General features: G+C 61.3%; 16 protein-coding genes. 7 read left to right on the top strand and 9 right to left on the bottom strand.

All coding sequences use genetic code 11. The annotated features are described in order from the left end of the window. Positions 1-42: 42 nt before the first annotated feature. The 3 genes from argS to PGB28_RS10630 all read right to left on the bottom strand — a co-directional run bounded on the left by argS (position 43) and on the right by PGB28_RS10630 (position 3,732). On the bottom strand, positions 43-1,788 hold the full coding sequence (gene argS / locus PGB28_RS10640; protein WP_271421499.1) for an arginine--tRNA ligase: 1,746 nt from the start codon (positions 1,786-1,788) through the stop codon (positions 43-45). Between the two features lie 69 nt (positions 1,789-1,857). Further along, positions 1,858-2,475 (bottom strand): SDR family NAD(P)-dependent oxidoreductase, encoded by a 618-nt coding sequence (locus PGB28_RS10635; RefSeq protein WP_271421498.1) that lies wholly within the window; start codon positions 2,473-2,475, stop codon positions 1,858-1,860. Between the two features lie 84 nt (positions 2,476-2,559). Further along, positions 2,560-3,732 (bottom strand): deoxyguanosinetriphosphate triphosphohydrolase, encoded by a 1,173-nt coding sequence (locus PGB28_RS10630; protein WP_271421497.1) that lies wholly within the window; start codon positions 3,730-3,732, stop codon positions 2,560-2,562. 104 nt (positions 3,733-3,836) lie between these two features. Here PGB28_RS10630 and PGB28_RS10625 point away from each other — a divergent pair, with 104 nt between their 5' ends. Then, positions 3,837-4,160, top strand: coding sequence for a HesB/IscA family protein (locus PGB28_RS10625; RefSeq protein ID WP_271421529.1), 324 nt, complete (start codon positions 3,837-3,839; stop codon positions 4,158-4,160). A 108-nt stretch (positions 4,161-4,268) separates the two neighbouring features. Here the strand turns inward: PGB28_RS10625 and PGB28_RS10620 are convergent, their stop codons facing one another. The 3 genes from PGB28_RS10620 to PGB28_RS10610 are packed head-to-tail and all read right to left on the bottom strand — an operon-like array spanning position 4,269 to position 6,579. Continuing rightward, positions 4,269-5,237: a DMT family transporter gene (locus tag PGB28_RS10620; protein ID WP_271421496.1), complete on the bottom strand. Its 969-nt coding sequence runs from the start codon at positions 5,235-5,237 to the stop codon at positions 4,269-4,271. A gap of 1 nt (position 5,238) precedes the next feature. Continuing rightward, positions 5,239-6,345 (bottom strand): DUF6902 family protein, encoded by a 1,107-nt coding sequence (locus PGB28_RS10615; protein ID WP_271421495.1) that lies wholly within the window; start codon positions 6,343-6,345, stop codon positions 5,239-5,241. 60 nt (positions 6,346-6,405) lie between these two features. Beyond that, positions 6,406-6,579, bottom strand: a complete 174-nt coding sequence (locus PGB28_RS10610; RefSeq protein WP_271421494.1) for a hypothetical protein — start codon at positions 6,577-6,579, stop codon at positions 6,406-6,408. Positions 6,580-6,893: 314 nt separating this feature from the next. On the opposite strand from PGB28_RS10610, the gene xth reads away from it, so the two are divergent. After that, complete coding sequence (xth, locus tag PGB28_RS10605; RefSeq protein WP_271421493.1) at positions 6,894-7,676, top strand: exodeoxyribonuclease III; 783 nt, start codon at positions 6,894-6,896, stop codon at positions 7,674-7,676. A gap of 5 nt (positions 7,677-7,681) precedes the next feature. Here the strand turns inward: xth and PGB28_RS10600 are convergent, their stop codons facing one another. After that, entirely contained in the window at positions 7,682-8,788 is a 1,107-nt protein-coding gene (locus PGB28_RS10600; RefSeq protein WP_271421492.1) for a HupE/UreJ family protein, read from the bottom strand. A gap of 104 nt (positions 8,789-8,892) precedes the next feature. Between PGB28_RS10600 and PGB28_RS10595 the strand changes: the two genes are divergently transcribed. From PGB28_RS10595 to PGB28_RS10585, 3 genes are all read left to right on the top strand, one after another. Then, the gene (locus PGB28_RS10595) at positions 8,893-9,792 is read left to right on the top strand and encodes a PfkB family carbohydrate kinase (protein ID WP_271421491.1); all 900 of its coding nucleotides are present in this window, start codon (positions 8,893-8,895) and stop codon (positions 9,790-9,792) included. Between the two features lies 1 nt (position 9,793). Next, on the top strand, positions 9,794-10,708 hold the full coding sequence (locus tag PGB28_RS10590) for a pseudouridine-5'-phosphate glycosidase (protein ID WP_271421528.1): 915 nt from the start codon (positions 9,794-9,796) through the stop codon (positions 10,706-10,708). Between the two features lie 86 nt (positions 10,709-10,794). After that, positions 10,795-11,532 (top strand): DUF502 domain-containing protein, encoded by a 738-nt coding sequence (locus tag PGB28_RS10585; RefSeq protein WP_271421490.1) that lies wholly within the window; start codon positions 10,795-10,797, stop codon positions 11,530-11,532. Positions 11,533-11,615: 83 nt separating this feature from the next. Here PGB28_RS10585 and PGB28_RS10580 read toward each other — a convergent pair whose 3' ends face one another. Together PGB28_RS10580 and PGB28_RS10575 are read right to left on the bottom strand one after the other, a co-directional pair. Then, entirely contained in the window at positions 11,616-12,641 is a 1,026-nt protein-coding gene (locus PGB28_RS10580) for a patatin-like phospholipase family protein (protein WP_271421489.1), read from the bottom strand. A gap of 83 nt (positions 12,642-12,724) precedes the next feature. Then, positions 12,725-13,498, bottom strand: coding sequence for a 3-hydroxybutyrate dehydrogenase (locus PGB28_RS10575; RefSeq protein WP_271421488.1), 774 nt, complete (start codon positions 13,496-13,498; stop codon positions 12,725-12,727). Positions 13,499-13,783: 285 nt separating this feature from the next. Between PGB28_RS10575 and PGB28_RS10570 the strand changes: the two genes are divergently transcribed. Both PGB28_RS10570 and PGB28_RS10565 read left to right on the top strand, forming a co-directional pair. Continuing rightward, complete coding sequence (locus tag PGB28_RS10570) at positions 13,784-15,607, top strand: extracellular solute-binding protein (protein ID WP_271421487.1); 1,824 nt, start codon at positions 13,784-13,786, stop codon at positions 15,605-15,607. Continuing rightward, positions 15,604-15,723, top strand: coding sequence for an entericidin EcnA/B family protein (locus PGB28_RS10565; RefSeq protein ID WP_271421486.1), 120 nt, complete (start codon positions 15,604-15,606; stop codon positions 15,721-15,723). Before PGB28_RS10570 ends, PGB28_RS10565 begins: the two co-directional genes overlap by 4 nt. Positions 15,724-15,729: the final 6 nt, after the last annotated feature.

Here is a 15,729-nt window from a genome sequence, read left to right as displayed (position 1 = left end):
GGTGCTTTTGACTGCTCTTATCAACCGGCAGAGAGGGATGTCTTAGCGCATTTCCTCTACCGGTGTGATGCCAAGAATACCAAGACCGGCGGAAATAACAACCGAGACGGACTTTGCCAGGGCAATTTTTGCCTGAGACGCCGGGATGTTACCCTCTTGCAGGAAGCGCAGTTCCGGCAGGTCATTGCCCCGGTTCCACAGCGCGTGGAAATCGCTGGCCAGTTCGTAGAGGTAAAACGCCACGCGATGCGGCTCATGGGTGCGGGCGGCAATCTCGACCAGACGCGGCCATTCCGACAGTTTCCTGGCGACTGCCAGCTCGGCCTGATGCGAGATCAGCGAGAGGTCCGCCGCATTCAGCGCCGCGTCAGAGGCGTCGATCCCCGCCTCAGCGGCCTTGCGCAGGACCGAGTTCACTCGGGCATTGGCATATTGCACGTAGAAGACCGGGTTGTCCTTGGACTGCTCCAGAACCTTGTCGAAATCAAAGTCCAGCGGCGCGTCGTTTTTCCGGGTGAGCATGACGAAACGGGTCACATCCGGGCCGACCTGATCGACCACATCGCGCAGGGTCACGAATGTCCCGGCCCGCTTGGACATCTTGAACGGCTCGCCATTTTTATACAGCTTCACCAGCTGCGTGAGCTTGATATCCAGCGGCACCTGCCCCTCGGACAGCGCGGACACAGCCGCCTTCATCCGCTTGACATAGCCACCGTGATCCGCGCCGAATACGTCAATAAGCGCATCGAAGCCTCTGGAAACCTTATCAAAATGATAGGCGATGTCGGGCGCGAAATAGGTCCAGGAGCCATCGGATTTCTTGACCGGGCGGTCCACATCATCGCCGTGATCGGTGGAGCGGAACAGGGTTTGTTCGCGCGGTTCCCAATCCTCGGGCTTCTTGCCCTTGGGCGGCTCCAGCACACCCTCATAGATCAGGCCCTTGTCATCCAGCGACTTGAGCGCCGCCTCGATAAGCCCGGTGCCGTAGAGTGATTTTTCGGAAAAGAACACATCCATTTTCACGCCAAGCTGGGCCAGATCTTCGCGGATCAGCTCCATCATCTTCTCGGTCGCGAACTCACGCACGTCTTCCAGCCAGAGCCGTTCACCCTTGCCGACAAAGGCGTCGCCCACCTTGTCCTTGAGCGCCTCGCCCACCGGGATCAGGTAGTCGCCGGGATAGGTGCCGTCCTCGAACGCCACTTCCTGACCATGGGCCTCCAGATAGCGCAGATAGACAGACCGGGCGAGCACATCGACCTGTGCGCCGCCGTCATTGATGTAATATTCGCGGGTCACGTCATAGCCCGCGAAATCCAGCAGGCTGGCCAGCGCGTCGCCAAAGACCGCGCCACGGGTGTGGCCCACATGCAACGGGCCGGTGGGGTTGGCGCTGACATATTCGACGTTGATCCGCTTGCCCTGCCCCACGGACGAGCGGCCAAAGCCGGTACCTCCGGCCAGAACGGCACCGATCACGCCCTGCCAGACACCGGGCGCGAGGCGCAGGTTGAGAAAACCGGGACCGGCCACATCGGCCTCGGTGATACGGGCATCGGCGCGCAGCTTTTCCGCCAGCGACTCGGCAATATCACGGGGCTTTTTGCCCGCCGGTTTGGCCAGCACCATGGCAGCATTGGTGGCCATGTCGCCATGGAGCGGATCACGGGGCGGCTCCACCGCGACATTGGCGAAATCGAGCCCTTCGGGCAGCGTGCCTTCGGATTGCAGGCTGTTCAGCGCATCGAGCACCGCGCCGCGCAGGTCGGTAAAGAGGTTCATCGGTCAGTCCTTCATGCTTGGCGGCGGTTTATCATGCCGCGCGCCCACGTCAATCACGCGCTGCCCGGCTCAGGCCGGCATGGCATGCTGACCAATGGGCAGGACCGCCCCGCCGATGGCCGCGCTCATGGGCAAAAGCATCATCATCGCCGTGGCACAAAGCTGCGCGTGCGCGCGCCGGTCCAGCGCGGCAGGGTGCAGCGCCATGGCATTGATCCGCGCCCCGTCGCTGGCCAGTTCGCGTGTCAGGATGGCCAGCGCCTCTGCGTCGGATTTCTGCCGCGCGGTTGCCCCCTCCCCGGCTACGCGATGCATGACAAGCGCCGCACCATTGGCGGCCTCAAGCACCGGGGCAAGGTGACGGGTTGCGCTGTCCACCAGGCCCAGGAACGCGGCCGAACTGCTGCCCCCTGCCCTGTCCTGAACAAAGATCAAGGCATGAAGCGGCTCCGGCCCCCAATTCGACAGGAGCCGATCAACAGCCGTCTCGTCGGCGATATCCAGAGACATGGGCGCAATCCGGTCGGGATTGGAGCGGGCCAATTGGAAAAGCGCGTCTTCATCGCTGTCCACCGCAACGACAAAACTGCCCCGTGCGGCCAGTCGCAGACAGATGGCGCGGCCCACTGGCCCCGCCGCACCGAACACCAGACTGTTTTTACCGGCAAAAAGAACGGAGTCAGCCACTTGTCACCCAGACATATTAACACTCGTTAACTTCTACGCTGTCGGGCCGCCGTGTTTCAAGAAAAAGCGCTGGAATGAACCCGGTTACTGTAGCGCGCGGCTGGGTAGTGACAGGTTCTGCCCGGTGAGCCGTCCATGGGATTGCAGCGCGAAACGGTCGGTCATGCCGGCAATGTAATCCCCTACCGCGCGGGCGCGCAGCACCTCGTCCCCCGGCGCGCGGGCCAGAGCCGATTGCCAGGCCCGGGGCAGCAGGTCGGGTTGCTCCATATAGATAGCAAACAACTCGCGCACCGCGCGCGCCACCTCTTCGCGCATCTGCATCACGCCGGGCGCGCGGTACATGCGGCGGAACAGGAAGCGGCGAATCTCGGACAGATCGCGCCACAGCGTGTCGGAGAAGAGGATCGCCGGCGCGCCGAAATGGCGGATTTCATCGGCGGATTGCGCACCACTCTCCTCCAGCCGGGCGCGGGACTGGTCGATCACATCGGCAACCATGACGCCAAATACACGGCGCAGCCCTTCGTGCCGCCGCCGGTTCTCGCCCAGACCGGGGTATTTCGCGTCCACCTCGGCAAAGGCCGGGCCGACCAGCGGCAGGGCGCAGATGTCATCCTCGGTAAACAGGCCTGCGCGCAGCCCGTCATGCAGGTCGTGATTGTTATAGGCGATATCGTCTGACATTGCGGCCACCTGCGCCTCGGCGCTGGCATGGGTGTGCAGTTCCAGATCGTGGCGTTCATTATATTCCGCCAACGCCCAGGGCAGATCGCCGGTCACCGGACCGTTATGCTTGGCAATGCCTTCCAGCGTGTCCCAGGTCAGGTTCAGCCCGTCAAACTCGGCGTAATGCTGTTCCAGAGTGGTCACGATGCGCAGCGCCTGCGCGTTATGGTCAAACCCGCCATAAGGAGCCATCAACTCGTCCAGCGCATCCTCGCCGGTATGGCCAAATGGCGTGTGGCCCAGATCATGGGCCAGCGCCACGGCCTCGGTCAGTTCGGTGTTGAGCCCCAACGCGCCGGAAATGGTACGCGCCACCTGTGCCACCTCGATCGAATGGGTCAGACGCGTGCGATAATAATCGCCCTCATGTTCCACAAAAACCTGTGTCTTGTGCTTGAGCCTGCGAAAGGCCGATGCATGGATGATCCGGTCTCGGTCCCGTTGAAAACAGGACCGGAAATGGCTTTCTTCTTCGCTCACCAGCCGTCCACGCGACGCCGCCGGGTCGGATGCATAGGATGCGGGCATCACACCCTCCTTGTTGCCTGCCTTGCGGGCTTCTATATTGCAGGTGAAACATGGATGAAACCGCCGCTGCCCGGCATGGGACGGCCCTTTCAGTGGAGACCAAGATGCAATTGCCGCCAAAGGTGACAGACAGGGCATTCGAACGACTGGCCGAAATTGGTGCCGCCGGGTCCGGCAAGGCGCTGCGCGTCGCCGTCGAAGGCGGCGGTTGCTCCGGCTTTCAATATGATATCCGTCTGGATGACCCGTCCGAGGATGACCTTGTGCTGGAAGGTCAGGGCGAAAGGGTTGTCGTGGATTCGATGTCGCTGCCGTTTCTGGCCGATGCGGTGATCGACTTTTCCGAAGAAATCATCGGCGCACGTTTCGTGATCAACAACCCGAACGCATCGAGCAGCTGCGGCTGCGGCACGTCGTTTTCGATGTAGCGTTACGCCGATGTCTTCAAAAGAGTGAGGCAGAGAAAACTGTCCGGGGGACAGTTTTCCAGCTGAACGATCCGAAATCTTTTGAAGATTTCGGCGTGCCCGTGTGGATCAGAACGCCAGACGGCTGGCCAAGAGCTTGTCACGCGGGGCGAGGTTGAAACCGATGGGCGCGCGCGGATCGACAGGGATGCGCAAGGCACGCGTTTTGCCCGCCTGCGCCTGATCAAAGACCAGGTAGATCCCCGATCCCATCACGATCAGAACGCCCAGCAGCGTGCCGGTTTCGGGCGTCTCATCGAAAAACGCCATGCCGATCAGCACCATCCAGACGAATTGCAGGTTCATCAGCGGCGTCACCGCATAGGCCGTCAGATGCCGCAGCGCGATCACCAGCAGAAGCCGCGCCGAGAACAGCACCAATGCGCAGCCCACCGCAAGCGCCACGTCCATAAGTGGCATCGGTTGCCAACCGAAGGGGGCCATGAAGACCATGGTCACGAAGACCGCCGATTGCGGATAAAACACCTGCGCCAGGGCATTGTCCTCGACCCGGCCGATATAGCGCGCCAGCACGATGGACAACGTGCCCGAGATTGACCCGATAAAGGCACAGACATGACCCGCAGTCACGGTGCCCAAGTCCACCTCGAACATGCTGATCACCCCGACAAAGCCGAACGCCAGCGCCACCCAGGCCGAGCTGCGCACATGTTCGCCAAGAATCGGGCCGGACATCAGCGCCGACAGAAGCGGAATAAGCGCGATGAACAGGAAGACCTGTGCCAGTTGCAGGCTGGCCAGCGCGTGAAAGAACATCACCGTCGCCAGCACGGTCAGCGCCGAGCGCAGCAACATGACCTTGGGGCATCGGGTGCGCAAACTGCCCTGCACGCCGCGCAGACGCCCGCTACCCAATGACATCAGTGCAATCAGCAGGGCCACGATGCACAAAAGCTGCGGGGCCTGATAAAACTGCGCCAGGTATTTGGTGATCGCATCAGAACAGGTGATCAGAAGCGTATACGCCACCATGAGCAGCGCACCGTAAAGCGACAATTTCAGCTTGTCGCTCAGCATGTCAGCTCCCAACCCGTTGCGCGCGCGCGAAATCTTCGAAGAAAGCGCCGAAATGCGGATTGGCCTGTTCCGCCTGTTGCAGACGGATGCGCGCCAGATCCGACAGTTCCGGATCCAGACGGGCCCGCATCAATGCCCAATCCGCGCCGCGGTCCTTGCCCATGCGGAAAAGCTGCATGGTCATCTCACGCAAAGCGCCGCCCTTGGCCGCCGCACGGTGAAAGCTCAGCCGACCCTCGGCAACCGCGCCGCGCGGCCCGCATGGCACACCTGTAAAGGCAGGCACACCACATGTCCCGGCCAGCCATGACGAGGTCAGATACTCGTGATACTGATCCGACACTGGCGCCGGTTGATCTGTTGTCGATGTCTGCACGCGAACCTCAATATCCTTCATCTTTTGCGCGACCCAACTTTCCCACATCTCCGATGGGTTGTAACCTGCATAACGCAACGCAATACAAATCTCAGCAAGAAGATCGAGGTTCCCGTCCAAAAAAGCCAAAGTGCCTGCGTTTTCCAGAGAACGCAGGGCGGATTGGCCAAGACCGGGGTCCTTTCTTCCGTATTCCGACAAGTAGAATACGATATGGGTCAGCTCGAAGGCAGCCTTTTTGTTGGGCAAAGCAAAGCGATCCGGACGCGCAATAAAGTCACGCAGACGCGCCTTGGCATCAGCGGAATCGGCGAGCGGCTCGACATTGCGCCGCATCATCAGCCGGTGCGCTTCGACCCGCTGCATATCCGATGTCTCGCCACCGGCCAGATCCTGTTTATGCGCCCAGTGGCACAGCGATTCGGCGGTGTCGCCGGGCATCCCCAGCGTTTCGAGATCCAGCGCCATGGACAGGATGAAACGGTAATATTGCGGGAAAAAGGCAAGCGTTTCGCCGGCCCGCTCGTAGAATTCGGCATAGTCATCGAGGAATGACGCGGGCACGTCCTGCCCGGTGCATTCCAGGATGCTCAGCAGCTCGGCGTTTTCCTTGAGCCAGAAGACATCCTCTGGCCCTCGGCGGAGCTTGGAAAAAGAGCGGATGAGGGCACCGATCCCCGATGCCCGCCGCTCCTGAGGGCCGGGCACATTCAAATAGACAACGTTCGACATCACTTCGTCCTCCGATGTTTATGAAATGCGCCCGCCCTGGGCGTCGTCAGGCTGTGGTGCTTACGAGCAGCACATCATCGCCTGAACCTGGTCACCGTCGAACATGTCAGTGCCGTCTTCGACCGAGCAGCACATCATCTGATCGACGTGGTCGCCCATTGCGATTTCCGACGTCTCGATGACGGCTTCTTCGATTTTGGTTTCGTTAAGAGTTTCTTGAACAAGTGCCAGCATGGTTTCCTCCACTGGTTTGGGTTGCACTGGCTCTATGATTTTCGACTTTACCGGGCATTCGCAATAGTAATTTCAACCATACATTGTGGATAAGTGACTTATCCACACAAGATATGGTGGCTACCGGTCCATAATTTCGTCACAATTTTAAAGTCGCACAAATAATACGCACACCTAACCCATAGCCCAAAATCACTGAAACACGGCACGATATTGCACGAATCGGCAAGGAATCGCCTGACAGAAAGTCTTAAGGTTTCGGCTTGCCTTGGCCGATTTCCATGCCGATAACCTCATGATCAGGGGAGTCAGGCATGAAAATCGCGACGTTCAATATCAATGGAATCAAGGCCCGCATTTCCGCGCTGAGCGAATGGCTTCAGGAAGCCAGGCCCGATGTGGCGCTGTTGCAGGAGATCAAGTCGGTCGACGAAAACTTCCCCCGCGAACATTTCGAGGACCTCGGGTACCGCGTTGAAACCCATGGTCAAAAATCCTTCAACGGGGTCGCCATCCTGTCACGCCTGCCGCTTGAGGATGTGAGCCGTGGATTGCCCGGTGATGACAGCGACGAACAGGCCCGCTGGATCGAGGCGACGGTGATTGGCGATAAAGACGCCATTCGTGTCTGTGGGCTCTATCTGCCGAATGGCAATCCCGCTCCAGGGCCGAAATATGACTATAAGCTGGATTGGATGAAACGGCTCGAAGCAAGGGCGCGCGTTTTGCTCGATGATGAAATGCCTGCACTCATGGCGGGTGATTACAACATCATTCCTCAATCAGAGGATGCAGCCACTCCCAAGGAATGGGAAGGTGACGCGCTATTTCGCCCGGAAAGCCGCGCGGCCTTTCGACGGATCGTGAATTTCGGCTTTACTGAAGCGTTCCGCGCCCGCCATCAGGGACCGGGGCATTATTCCTTCTGGGATTATCAGGCCGGGGCCTGGCAGAAAAACAACGGCATCAGGATCGACCATTTCCTGCTCTCCCCCGCCTGCGCCGACATGATGACCGATTGCCAGATCGATGCCGCCACACGCGGTGGCGACAAGCCGTCGGATCACGTGCCGGTCTGGATCACACTGGACGCCTGAGCGGGTCAGAGAAAGACCCGTTCCACGAACCAATACGCGCCAACCAGCGCGATCACCACCGAGGCCGGCACCGCGATATAGGGCCGGTAAAAGCTCTTGCGGCCAAACCATAGCCCCACGGCCAGGAAAGCCACAGCAATTACAGTAAGCTGCCCCACTTCAACCCCGACATTGAATCCCAGTAGCGCCGGGATGAACTGACCAGCTGGCAGGCCGAACTCGCCCAACACACTGGCAAAACCCAGCCCGTGCAACAGCCCGAAACAGAACACGACAACCGGCCGCCAGGCATGCATTTTCGGGGACAGGATGTTTTCCACCGCCACATAGACAATCGAGGCGGCGATGATCGGCTCGACGATGGAGCCGGGAATATTGACGACCCCCAGCGCCCCCAACGCAAGGGTCACCGTATGCGCGGCGGTAAAGGCCGTCACCTGCCATAGCAGCGGCCCGAGTTTCGTGCTCAGGAAGAACAGCCCAAGTACAAACAGGATATGATCCAGCCCCTTGGGCACGATATGGTCAAAGCCGACGGGGATATATTCTGCGAAGACCTGCCAACCGCTCTTGGGTTCGGCCCCTCCGGGCAGGATCGGATCGCTGCTCTGACCGCCGTCAAGATAGCCGGTATAGGGCGTCTCCACACCTTGTTGCCGCAGAACCAGCGTGCCGTAGCCATCGGGCCAGCTCAGCACAAGTGGCGCCGTGGCATCCTGAAGCGCGGCGGAAAAGGCGATCTCGCTTTCGCGGGCAAGGTCGATATTGCCCAGCGGCCCGATCTCGATCCGTGCCACGTTCAGCGGGACCGCTGTCCCGCCAGAGGTCAGGCCAATGCTGTCGGCCATCTGCGCGGCCACCGGGGCCATGCGCGCCTGCAACTCCTCGGGCGGCAATGCGCGCAGCGCGTCATAGGCGCTGGACTGATCCGTGGCATTGGTGTCCTCCAAGCCATCAAGGTCGATCCCGGCTGCAAAGGCCTCGGCATTGAGCCGCAGGACCAGCTCTGCCTGCCCGTCCGTCACGGTCAGATCGCCAATCGTCGGCATGACCTCATGTGCCGTTGCCGCCAGCCCCCAGACCATCGCCATGATTGAAACAAGCCAACGCATCGCACTACTCCCTTGTTATGACGCCAGAGAATGACGCCACATCCCCCGGTTTCAACCCAAAGCTACGGCTTGCGGCGGAAAAAGTTTCACGCCACAAGGTTTTCATGACAGCAGTTCTTTGCATTGGCTCCGTCCTTTGGGACGTCATCGGGCGGTCGGCATCCGTCATGCGGCAGGGCTCGGACGTGCCCGGGCGCATCACCCAGATCCCCGGTGGGGTGGCGCTCAATATCGCCATGACGCTGGTGCGTTTTGGCCTGCGCCCTGCCCTGCTGAGCGCTGTGGGGCGCGATGTGCTGGGCGATGTGCTGGTCTCGGAATGCCGTGACATGGGGCTTGAGACGGGTTTCCTCTACCGCTCCGAAGACCTGCCCACGGATCGATACATGGCGGTGGAGGGGGCCAACGGGCTGATCGCCGCCATTGCCGACGCGCATTCGCTGGAAGCGGCGGGCGACAAGATACTGCGCCCGCTGCAGGACGGGCGGTTGGGCAGCAAGGCGGCACCGTTTGAGGGGCTGATCGCGCTGGATGGCAACCTGACCGAACATTTGCTGGCGCAGATTGCGCGTGACCCTGCATTTTCCGCCGCCGATCTGCGGGTGGCCCCGGCCTCCCCGGGTAAGGCGGAACGGCTGTTGCCCTTTCTCTCTCGCAGCTTCGACAGCACCGGCGCTGTGCTATACGTCAATTGCGAAGAGGCGGGCATCCTGTGCCAGACCGAATTCGCGGACGCGGAAACCGCGGCTCAGGCACTGGTCGCTCGCGGCGCATTGCGCGCGCTGGTCACCGATGGCGGCGCGCTTTGTGCCGATGCGGATGGCGCGGGCGTCGTCTCGGAGCGCCCGCCCGAAGTGCTTGTCACCCGCGTCACCGGCGCGGGCGATACCTTCATGGCCGCCCATATGGCCGCCGAACTGGCCGGGCAAGACCGCGCCGCCGCCCTGAAATCCGCCCTCACCGCCGCCGCGCGCTATGTTTCCGGAGAAACGCCCCATGACTGAGATGATCGACATTCGCTACTCGGCCGAAGTGGCCAAGGCCCGCGCCGAGAAACGCCCGCTTGTGGCGCTGGAAAGCACGATCATCACCCATGGCATGCCGTGGCCGCAGAACCTTGAAATGGCCCGGCGGGTCGAGGCCACGGTGCGGGAAAACGGCGCGACCCCCGCCACCATCGCGGTGATCGACGGCGCGCTTTGCGTGGGGCTTGAGGATGCGCAGCTTGAAGCGCTGGCGCAGACACGAGGCGCCGCCAAGCTGTCGCGCGCCGATATGGCCGCCTGTCTGGCCATGGGTGGCACCGGGGCCACCACCGTGGCCGCCACCATGATCGGCGCGGCGCTCGCCGGGATCGAGGTGTTTGCCACCGGTGGCATTGGCGGCGTGCATCGTGGCGCGGAGCAGAGCTTTGACATTTCGGCCGATCTACAGGAACTGGCGCGCACCCCGGTCACCGTTGTGGCCGCCGGGGCCAAGGCCATTCTGGACCTGTCGAAAACGCTGGAAGTGCTGGAAACGCTGGGCGTGCCGGTCATCGCCTATGGCCAGGACGATTTCCCGGCCTTCTGGTCGGCCAGCTCCGCCTTTCGCGCGCCCCTGCGCATGGATGATCCCGCCACCATCGCCCGCGCCCACCGGATGCGCCGCGCCTTGGACATCCCCGGCGGGCAACTTGTGGCCAACCCCATCCCCCGCGACGCCGAGATTGCCCGGTCCGAGATCGACCCGATGATCGCCCGCGCGCTCAAAGACGCCGAGACCCACAAGATCACCGGCAAGGATGTGACGCCCTATCTGCTGCAACGGATTTACGAACTGACCGAGGGCCGCTCGCTCACCGCCAATATCGCGCTTGTGCTGAACAATGCCCGGCTCGGGGCGGCGATTGCCTGTGCGATGGGCGAGGATGGGAAATAATCCCTGCCGCGGCTTCGCCGCCCATTGAGCTTGCCCGCCCAAAACCCTAGCTTGGCGGCGATATAGACGCGGGACCGCCCAGCACCATGACCACACCTTTTGACGAGGATGCCACCACGCGCAGCCGCCCGCGGTTGATAGCGTCCCTGCGCGCCTCTTTCCTAACCGGCATCGTGGTCATCGCGCCCGTGGGCTTGACCGTCTGGCTGATCTGGACGGTGATCGGCTGGGTCGATGGCTTTGTCTGGCCCTTTGTTCCACAGGCCTATCATCCCGAACAACTGCTGAACCGTTTGCTCGGCAACACCGCCCCCGGCACAGAAGACTGGATCAACGTCAATGTGCGCGGCGTCGGCGTCATCGTGTTCCTGCTCTTCACGCTCTTGGTGGGCTGGATTGCCAAGGGGCTGATCGGGCGGTCGCTGGTGCGCTTTGCCGAAAGCCTTGTCGAGCGTGTCCCGGTGGTGCGGTCGATCTATTCGGGCGTGAAGCAGATCGCCGAGACGGTGTTCAATCAGGAGGACCGGTCCTTCGAGAAGGCCTGTCTTGTCCAGTATCCGCGCAAGGGGATCTGGGCCATCGGGTTTGTCTCGACCACCGCCAAGGGCGAGATTTCGCGCCGGGCCGAAACCGCCGGGCGGCTGATGTCGGTCTTTGTGCCGACGACCCCGAACCCGACATCGGGCTTTCTGTTGTTCTTCCCGGAAGAAGACGTGATCGAGCTGGACATGTCGGTCGAGCAGGCCGCCAAGCTGGTGATCTCGGCTGGTCTCGTCCATCCGAACGGCGAAGACCCGACAAAACCGCCGAAACCCGCACTCTAAGCCCACGTCACGCGGGCTGTATTGTTTCCGTATTGGAACATTATTACCGAAAAAACTGTGGATTAACCGCGAACCGGAAACGGTTATTCGAACATATCCCGCAGATTTGCGCTCTGCCGCACCCCCAGATCATCCGCATGTGCGGCCAGGAACACCTCTGCCGCCTCGACGCCCGCATCATGCAGCTGTGAAATCACCGAGGGCAGCGGCACAAGCTTGGTTGCGACGCTGAGATCGTTCATCAGCACATCATCTGCCACCATATGCACGCGCACCTTCTTCATTGCGCCCTCGGCCACCGCGCCATCGCTCAGCAGGCGCTGCACGAAATCAATCGCCCGCAATTCCCGCAGCAGTGAGGAATTGAAGCTGATCTCGTTGATGCGATTCTGGATGTCCTGCGCGCTGCGCGGCACGTGATCACGGTGCAGCGGGTTGATATTGATGATCACGATGTCATCCGGCAAGCGCGGCGCAAAAAGCGGGAACAGTGCCGGGTTGCCGGTATAGCCACCGTCCCAATAGGCCTCGTCGCCAATCTCGACCGCCTGAAACAACGTCGGCAGACAGGCCGAGGCGAGGATCACATTGCTGTCGATCTCCTCGCCCGCAAAGACCCGCACCTTGCCGTCGCGCACATTGGTGGCGCAGATATGCAGCTCTGGCCCGTGCGCCACGTCGCAGACCCGACCGAAATCGAAATCCTCCACGATCCGTTGCAACGGGTTCTGGTAAAACGGCCCATAGGCATAGGGCGACACGACCCGCCCCATCATGTCGGCCAGAGCGAAAAACGGCGACACCTCCAGCGCCCGCGCGGCAAAATAAGGCTCGGGGATCAGCCCATCCATCCAGACCGGGATGCGCATATCGCCCAGCCCGCTGACCTGCCCCCAGAGTTCGGCCAGCGCGGCGCGCGCGCCCGCCCGCCCATCAGCCACCCAGCCGGATTTCAGCGCCGCCCCGTTCAGCGCCCCGGCGGAGGTGCCGGAGATCGCGGCAATCTCAAGCCACTCTTCCTGCAAGAGCCGATCCAGCACGCCCCAGGTAAAGGCGCCATGCGCGCCACCGCCCTGCAAGGCAAGGTTGATCCGGGTTGTTTCTTGCACCAATCCAGCTCTTCTTCTGTTTGAAAATACCTTGGGGGGTGAGGCCGCAGGCCGAGGGGGCAAAGCCCCCTGCCCCGATCAGATCACAGCGCCGTCCAGCCGCCATCCACGCTGATCGTGGTGCCGGTGATCTGCGCCGCCGCGTCGGAACACAAGAACACCGCCGTGCCGCCGATCTGTTCCACCGTGGCGAACTCTTTCGAGGGCTGCCGCGTTAGCATGACATTCTCCACCGCTTCCTCGCGGGTCATGTTGTACTGCTTCATCGTGTCGGGGATCTGCGCCTCAACCAACGGCGTCAGCACATAGCCCGGGCAGATCGCATTGGCGGTGATCGGCTCGCGCGCGGTTTCCAGCGCCACGGTCTTGGTCATGCCCACCACGCCATGTTTGGCCGCGATATAGGCGGATTTATAGGGCGAGGCCGTCAACCCATGGGCCGAGGCCACATTGACCACCCGGCCCCACCCGGCCTTGCGCATCATCGGTAGTGCTGCGGCGGTGGTGTGAAAGGCCGAGTTCATGTTGATCGCGATGATAGCGTCCCATTTCTCCACCGGAAACTCGTCGATCGGGGCCACATGCTGGATACCTGCATTGTTCACGAGGATGTCGCAGACCCCGGCCTGTTCCACCAGCGCGCGGCATTCATCCCCCTTGGACATGTCGGCCTTGATGTATCGCGCGGTCACGCCGGTCTCTTTGGCGATCTCTGCGGCGAGCGCATGATCTTCTTCAGAGTCGGTGAACGAGTTCAGCACCACATCCGCGCCCGCGCGGGCCAGTTCCCACGCGACCCCAAGCCCGATACCAGAGTTCGATCCGGTGATGATGGCCGTCTTTCCTGCAAGCGTCATGGTCTACCCCTCATGCAATGACAAATGATTCTGCGCTGCAGCCTAATCGCTGCAACTGCAAAAGGCCAAGCGAAGCCGGGCTTGGACGACAGACAAAAAAAACCCCGGCGCGAAGCCGGGGTTAAGTCATTGAGGCAGGTTTCATACAGGCAAGAAACCTATCGAGCAGTGACCCCTTTATAAGCAATCTGGCGCTCGCATCCAAGCTAAAAGTTTGAAAAGGCGTGAATCCCCCGTTACGCTCCGGGCTCAATAAATAAAGGCTCAAGGGAGATTGTTGCCAAAATGCGTCCAGATTATTTCCGCCGGCTCGCAACCATCGGGGCTGCTGTAGGGCTGATTGCAACCGGGGGATTCGCCGCTGCAGAGGCCGAGCATGGCATAGCTATGTATGGCGACCCCGTCCTGCCACCGGATTTTGTGCATCTTCCCTATGCCAATCCCGACGCGCCCAAGGGCGGCCGCATCGTCATTGGCGAGCGTGGCGGATTTGACAGCCTCAATCCCTTCGCCGCCAAGGGCCGCGCGCCATGGCAATTGCGCTTTCCCGGAACCATTGGTTTTGAAAGCCTTATGGGCCGGTCCTGGGACGAGCCGTTCACGCTTTATTGCCTGCTCTGCGAATCGATTCGCGTCTCTGACGACCGGATGAGCGTGGAATTCACGCTGCGCGACGAGGCCCGATTCTCGGACGGATCGCCCGTCACGGTCGAGGACGTGATGTGGTCCTATGAGGTTTTGGGCACCCAAGGACACCCGCGTTACCATTCGCTCTGGGACAAGATCGAGAGCATGGAACAAACCGGCGACGATGCGGTCCGCTTTACCTTCAACACCGAGGACCGCGAACTCGCGCTTCTGGTGGGCATGCGCCCGATCCTGAAAAAGGCCCAATATGAGGGCCCCGATTTCGCCGAGGTCACCGATGAGCAGCCAATCACCAGCGCGCCCTATAAAGTGGGCGATCTGGAAATGGGCCGGTTTATCTCGCTTGTCCGCAACCCGGACTATTGGGGTGCTGATGTAAACTTCATGCGCGGTCAGGCCAATTTCGACGAGATCCGTATCGAGTATTTCGGCGATGGCACGGCGGCCTTCGAGGCGTTCAAATCCGGCATCCTCAACACCAACCGCGAATTCAACGCCGAGAAATGGGAAACCCAGTATGATTTTCCGGCTGTCGAGCGCGGCGAAGTGGTGAAATCCGTGCTACCGCATCAACGCCCTTCGGGCATCACGGGCTTCGTGATGAACACGCGCCGCGATCTGTTTGCGGATTGGCGCGTGCGCGATGCCATGCTGCACGCGTTCAATTTCGAATATATCAATGAGACGATGACAGGCGGGCGGCAGCCGCGCATCACCTCGTATTTCTCGAATTCGCCGCTTGCGATGCGGGATGGCCCGGCGGAGGGCGAAGTGCGGGACCTGCTGGAACCTTTTGCGGATGAATTGCTGCCCGGCGCGCTGGAGGGCTATGCGCTCCCGCAGGGCGACGGGTCGCTGCGCAACCGGTCCAATATCCGCACCGCTTCGGCCCTGCTGGAAGAGGCCGGCTGGAGTGTTCAGGATGGCGTGCTGAAAAACGCAGGTGGTGAGCCGTTCCGCTTTACCATCCTGCTGGGCCAGGGCTCGTCCGAGGAACAATCGATCGCCGATCTCTATATTCAGGGGCTCGAACGGCTGGGCATGCAGGTCACGGTCGAGGTGGCCGACAGCGCGCAATACAAGGAGCGCACCAACGCCTTTGATTTCGACATGACTTGGTATCGCCGCGGCGTGTCTCTGTCGCCGGGCAACGAGCAGATGGCCTATTGGGGGACTGCGGCCGCCACAACCGAAGGCTCGCGCAACTGGATGGGCATGAAATCCCCCGCCGCCGAGGCGATGATCACTGCCATGCTGACCTCGGAGAGCCGCGATGGCTTCCTTGCCGCCGTGCGCGCGCTGGACCGGGTACTGACCACGGGGCGCTACGTGGTGCCGATCTACCAGTATAATGTCAGCCGCATCGCCCATGCCGACACGCTGAAATACCCCGAAACCCTTCCGATTTACGGCGATTGGATCAATTGGCAGACCGATGTCTGGTGGCAGGAGGCAGAATGAAGATCCGGCTTGCAGCAATGTTGGTGCTTCTTGCGCTTCTTGGCGCCTGCGGCACGGTCGAGGGAATCGGACGCGATATTCAGGACGGCTCGCGCACCGTGCGCAACTGGCTGTGAAGCGCG

The sequence above is a fragment of the Primorskyibacter aestuariivivens genome, from assembly GCF_028023675.1.
GTDB lineage: Bacteria > Pseudomonadota > Alphaproteobacteria > Rhodobacterales > Rhodobacteraceae > Marinovum > Marinovum aestuariivivens.
This window is presented reverse-complemented; position numbering and strand designations above follow the sequence as displayed.

What these genes read in the sequence shown, in the direction of transcription:
- argS (WP_271421499.1), bottom strand. Translation starts at nt 1,788, where the DNA reads ATGAACCTCTTTACCGACCTGCGCGGCGCGGTGCTCGATGCGCTGAAC.
- PGB28_RS10630 (WP_271421497.1), bottom strand. Translation starts at nt 3,732, where the DNA reads ATGCCCGCATCCTATGCATCCGACCCGGCGGCGTCGCGTGGACGGCTG.
- PGB28_RS10625 (WP_271421529.1), top strand. Translation starts at nt 3,837, where the DNA reads ATGCAATTGCCGCCAAAGGTGACAGACAGGGCATTCGAACGACTGGCC.
- PGB28_RS10620 (WP_271421496.1), bottom strand. Translation starts at nt 5,237, where the DNA reads ATGCTGAGCGACAAGCTGAAATTGTCGCTTTACGGTGCGCTGCTCATG.
- PGB28_RS10615 (WP_271421495.1), bottom strand. Translation starts at nt 6,345, where the DNA reads ATGTCGAACGTTGTCTATTTGAATGTGCCCGGCCCTCAGGAGCGGCGG.
- PGB28_RS10610 (WP_271421494.1), bottom strand. Translation starts at nt 6,579, where the DNA reads ATGCTGGCACTTGTTCAAGAAACTCTTAACGAAACCAAAATCGAAGAA.
- xth (WP_271421493.1), top strand. Translation starts at nt 6,894, where the DNA reads ATGAAAATCGCGACGTTCAATATCAATGGAATCAAGGCCCGCATTTCC.
- PGB28_RS10600 (WP_271421492.1), bottom strand. Translation starts at nt 8,788, where the DNA reads ATGCGTTGGCTTGTTTCAATCATGGCGATGGTCTGGGGGCTGGCGGCA.
- PGB28_RS10595 (WP_271421491.1), top strand. Translation starts at nt 8,893, where the DNA reads ATGACAGCAGTTCTTTGCATTGGCTCCGTCCTTTGGGACGTCATCGGG.
- PGB28_RS10590 (WP_271421528.1), top strand. Translation starts at nt 9,794, where the DNA reads ATGATCGACATTCGCTACTCGGCCGAAGTGGCCAAGGCCCGCGCCGAG.
- PGB28_RS10585 (WP_271421490.1), top strand. Translation starts at nt 10,795, where the DNA reads ATGACCACACCTTTTGACGAGGATGCCACCACGCGCAGCCGCCCGCGG.
- PGB28_RS10575 (WP_271421488.1), bottom strand. Translation starts at nt 13,498, where the DNA reads ATGACGCTTGCAGGAAAGACGGCCATCATCACCGGATCGAACTCTGGT.
- PGB28_RS10570 (WP_271421487.1), top strand. Translation starts at nt 13,784, where the DNA reads ATGCGTCCAGATTATTTCCGCCGGCTCGCAACCATCGGGGCTGCTGTA.
- PGB28_RS10565 (WP_271421486.1), top strand. Translation starts at nt 15,604, where the DNA reads ATGAAGATCCGGCTTGCAGCAATGTTGGTGCTTCTTGCGCTTCTTGGC.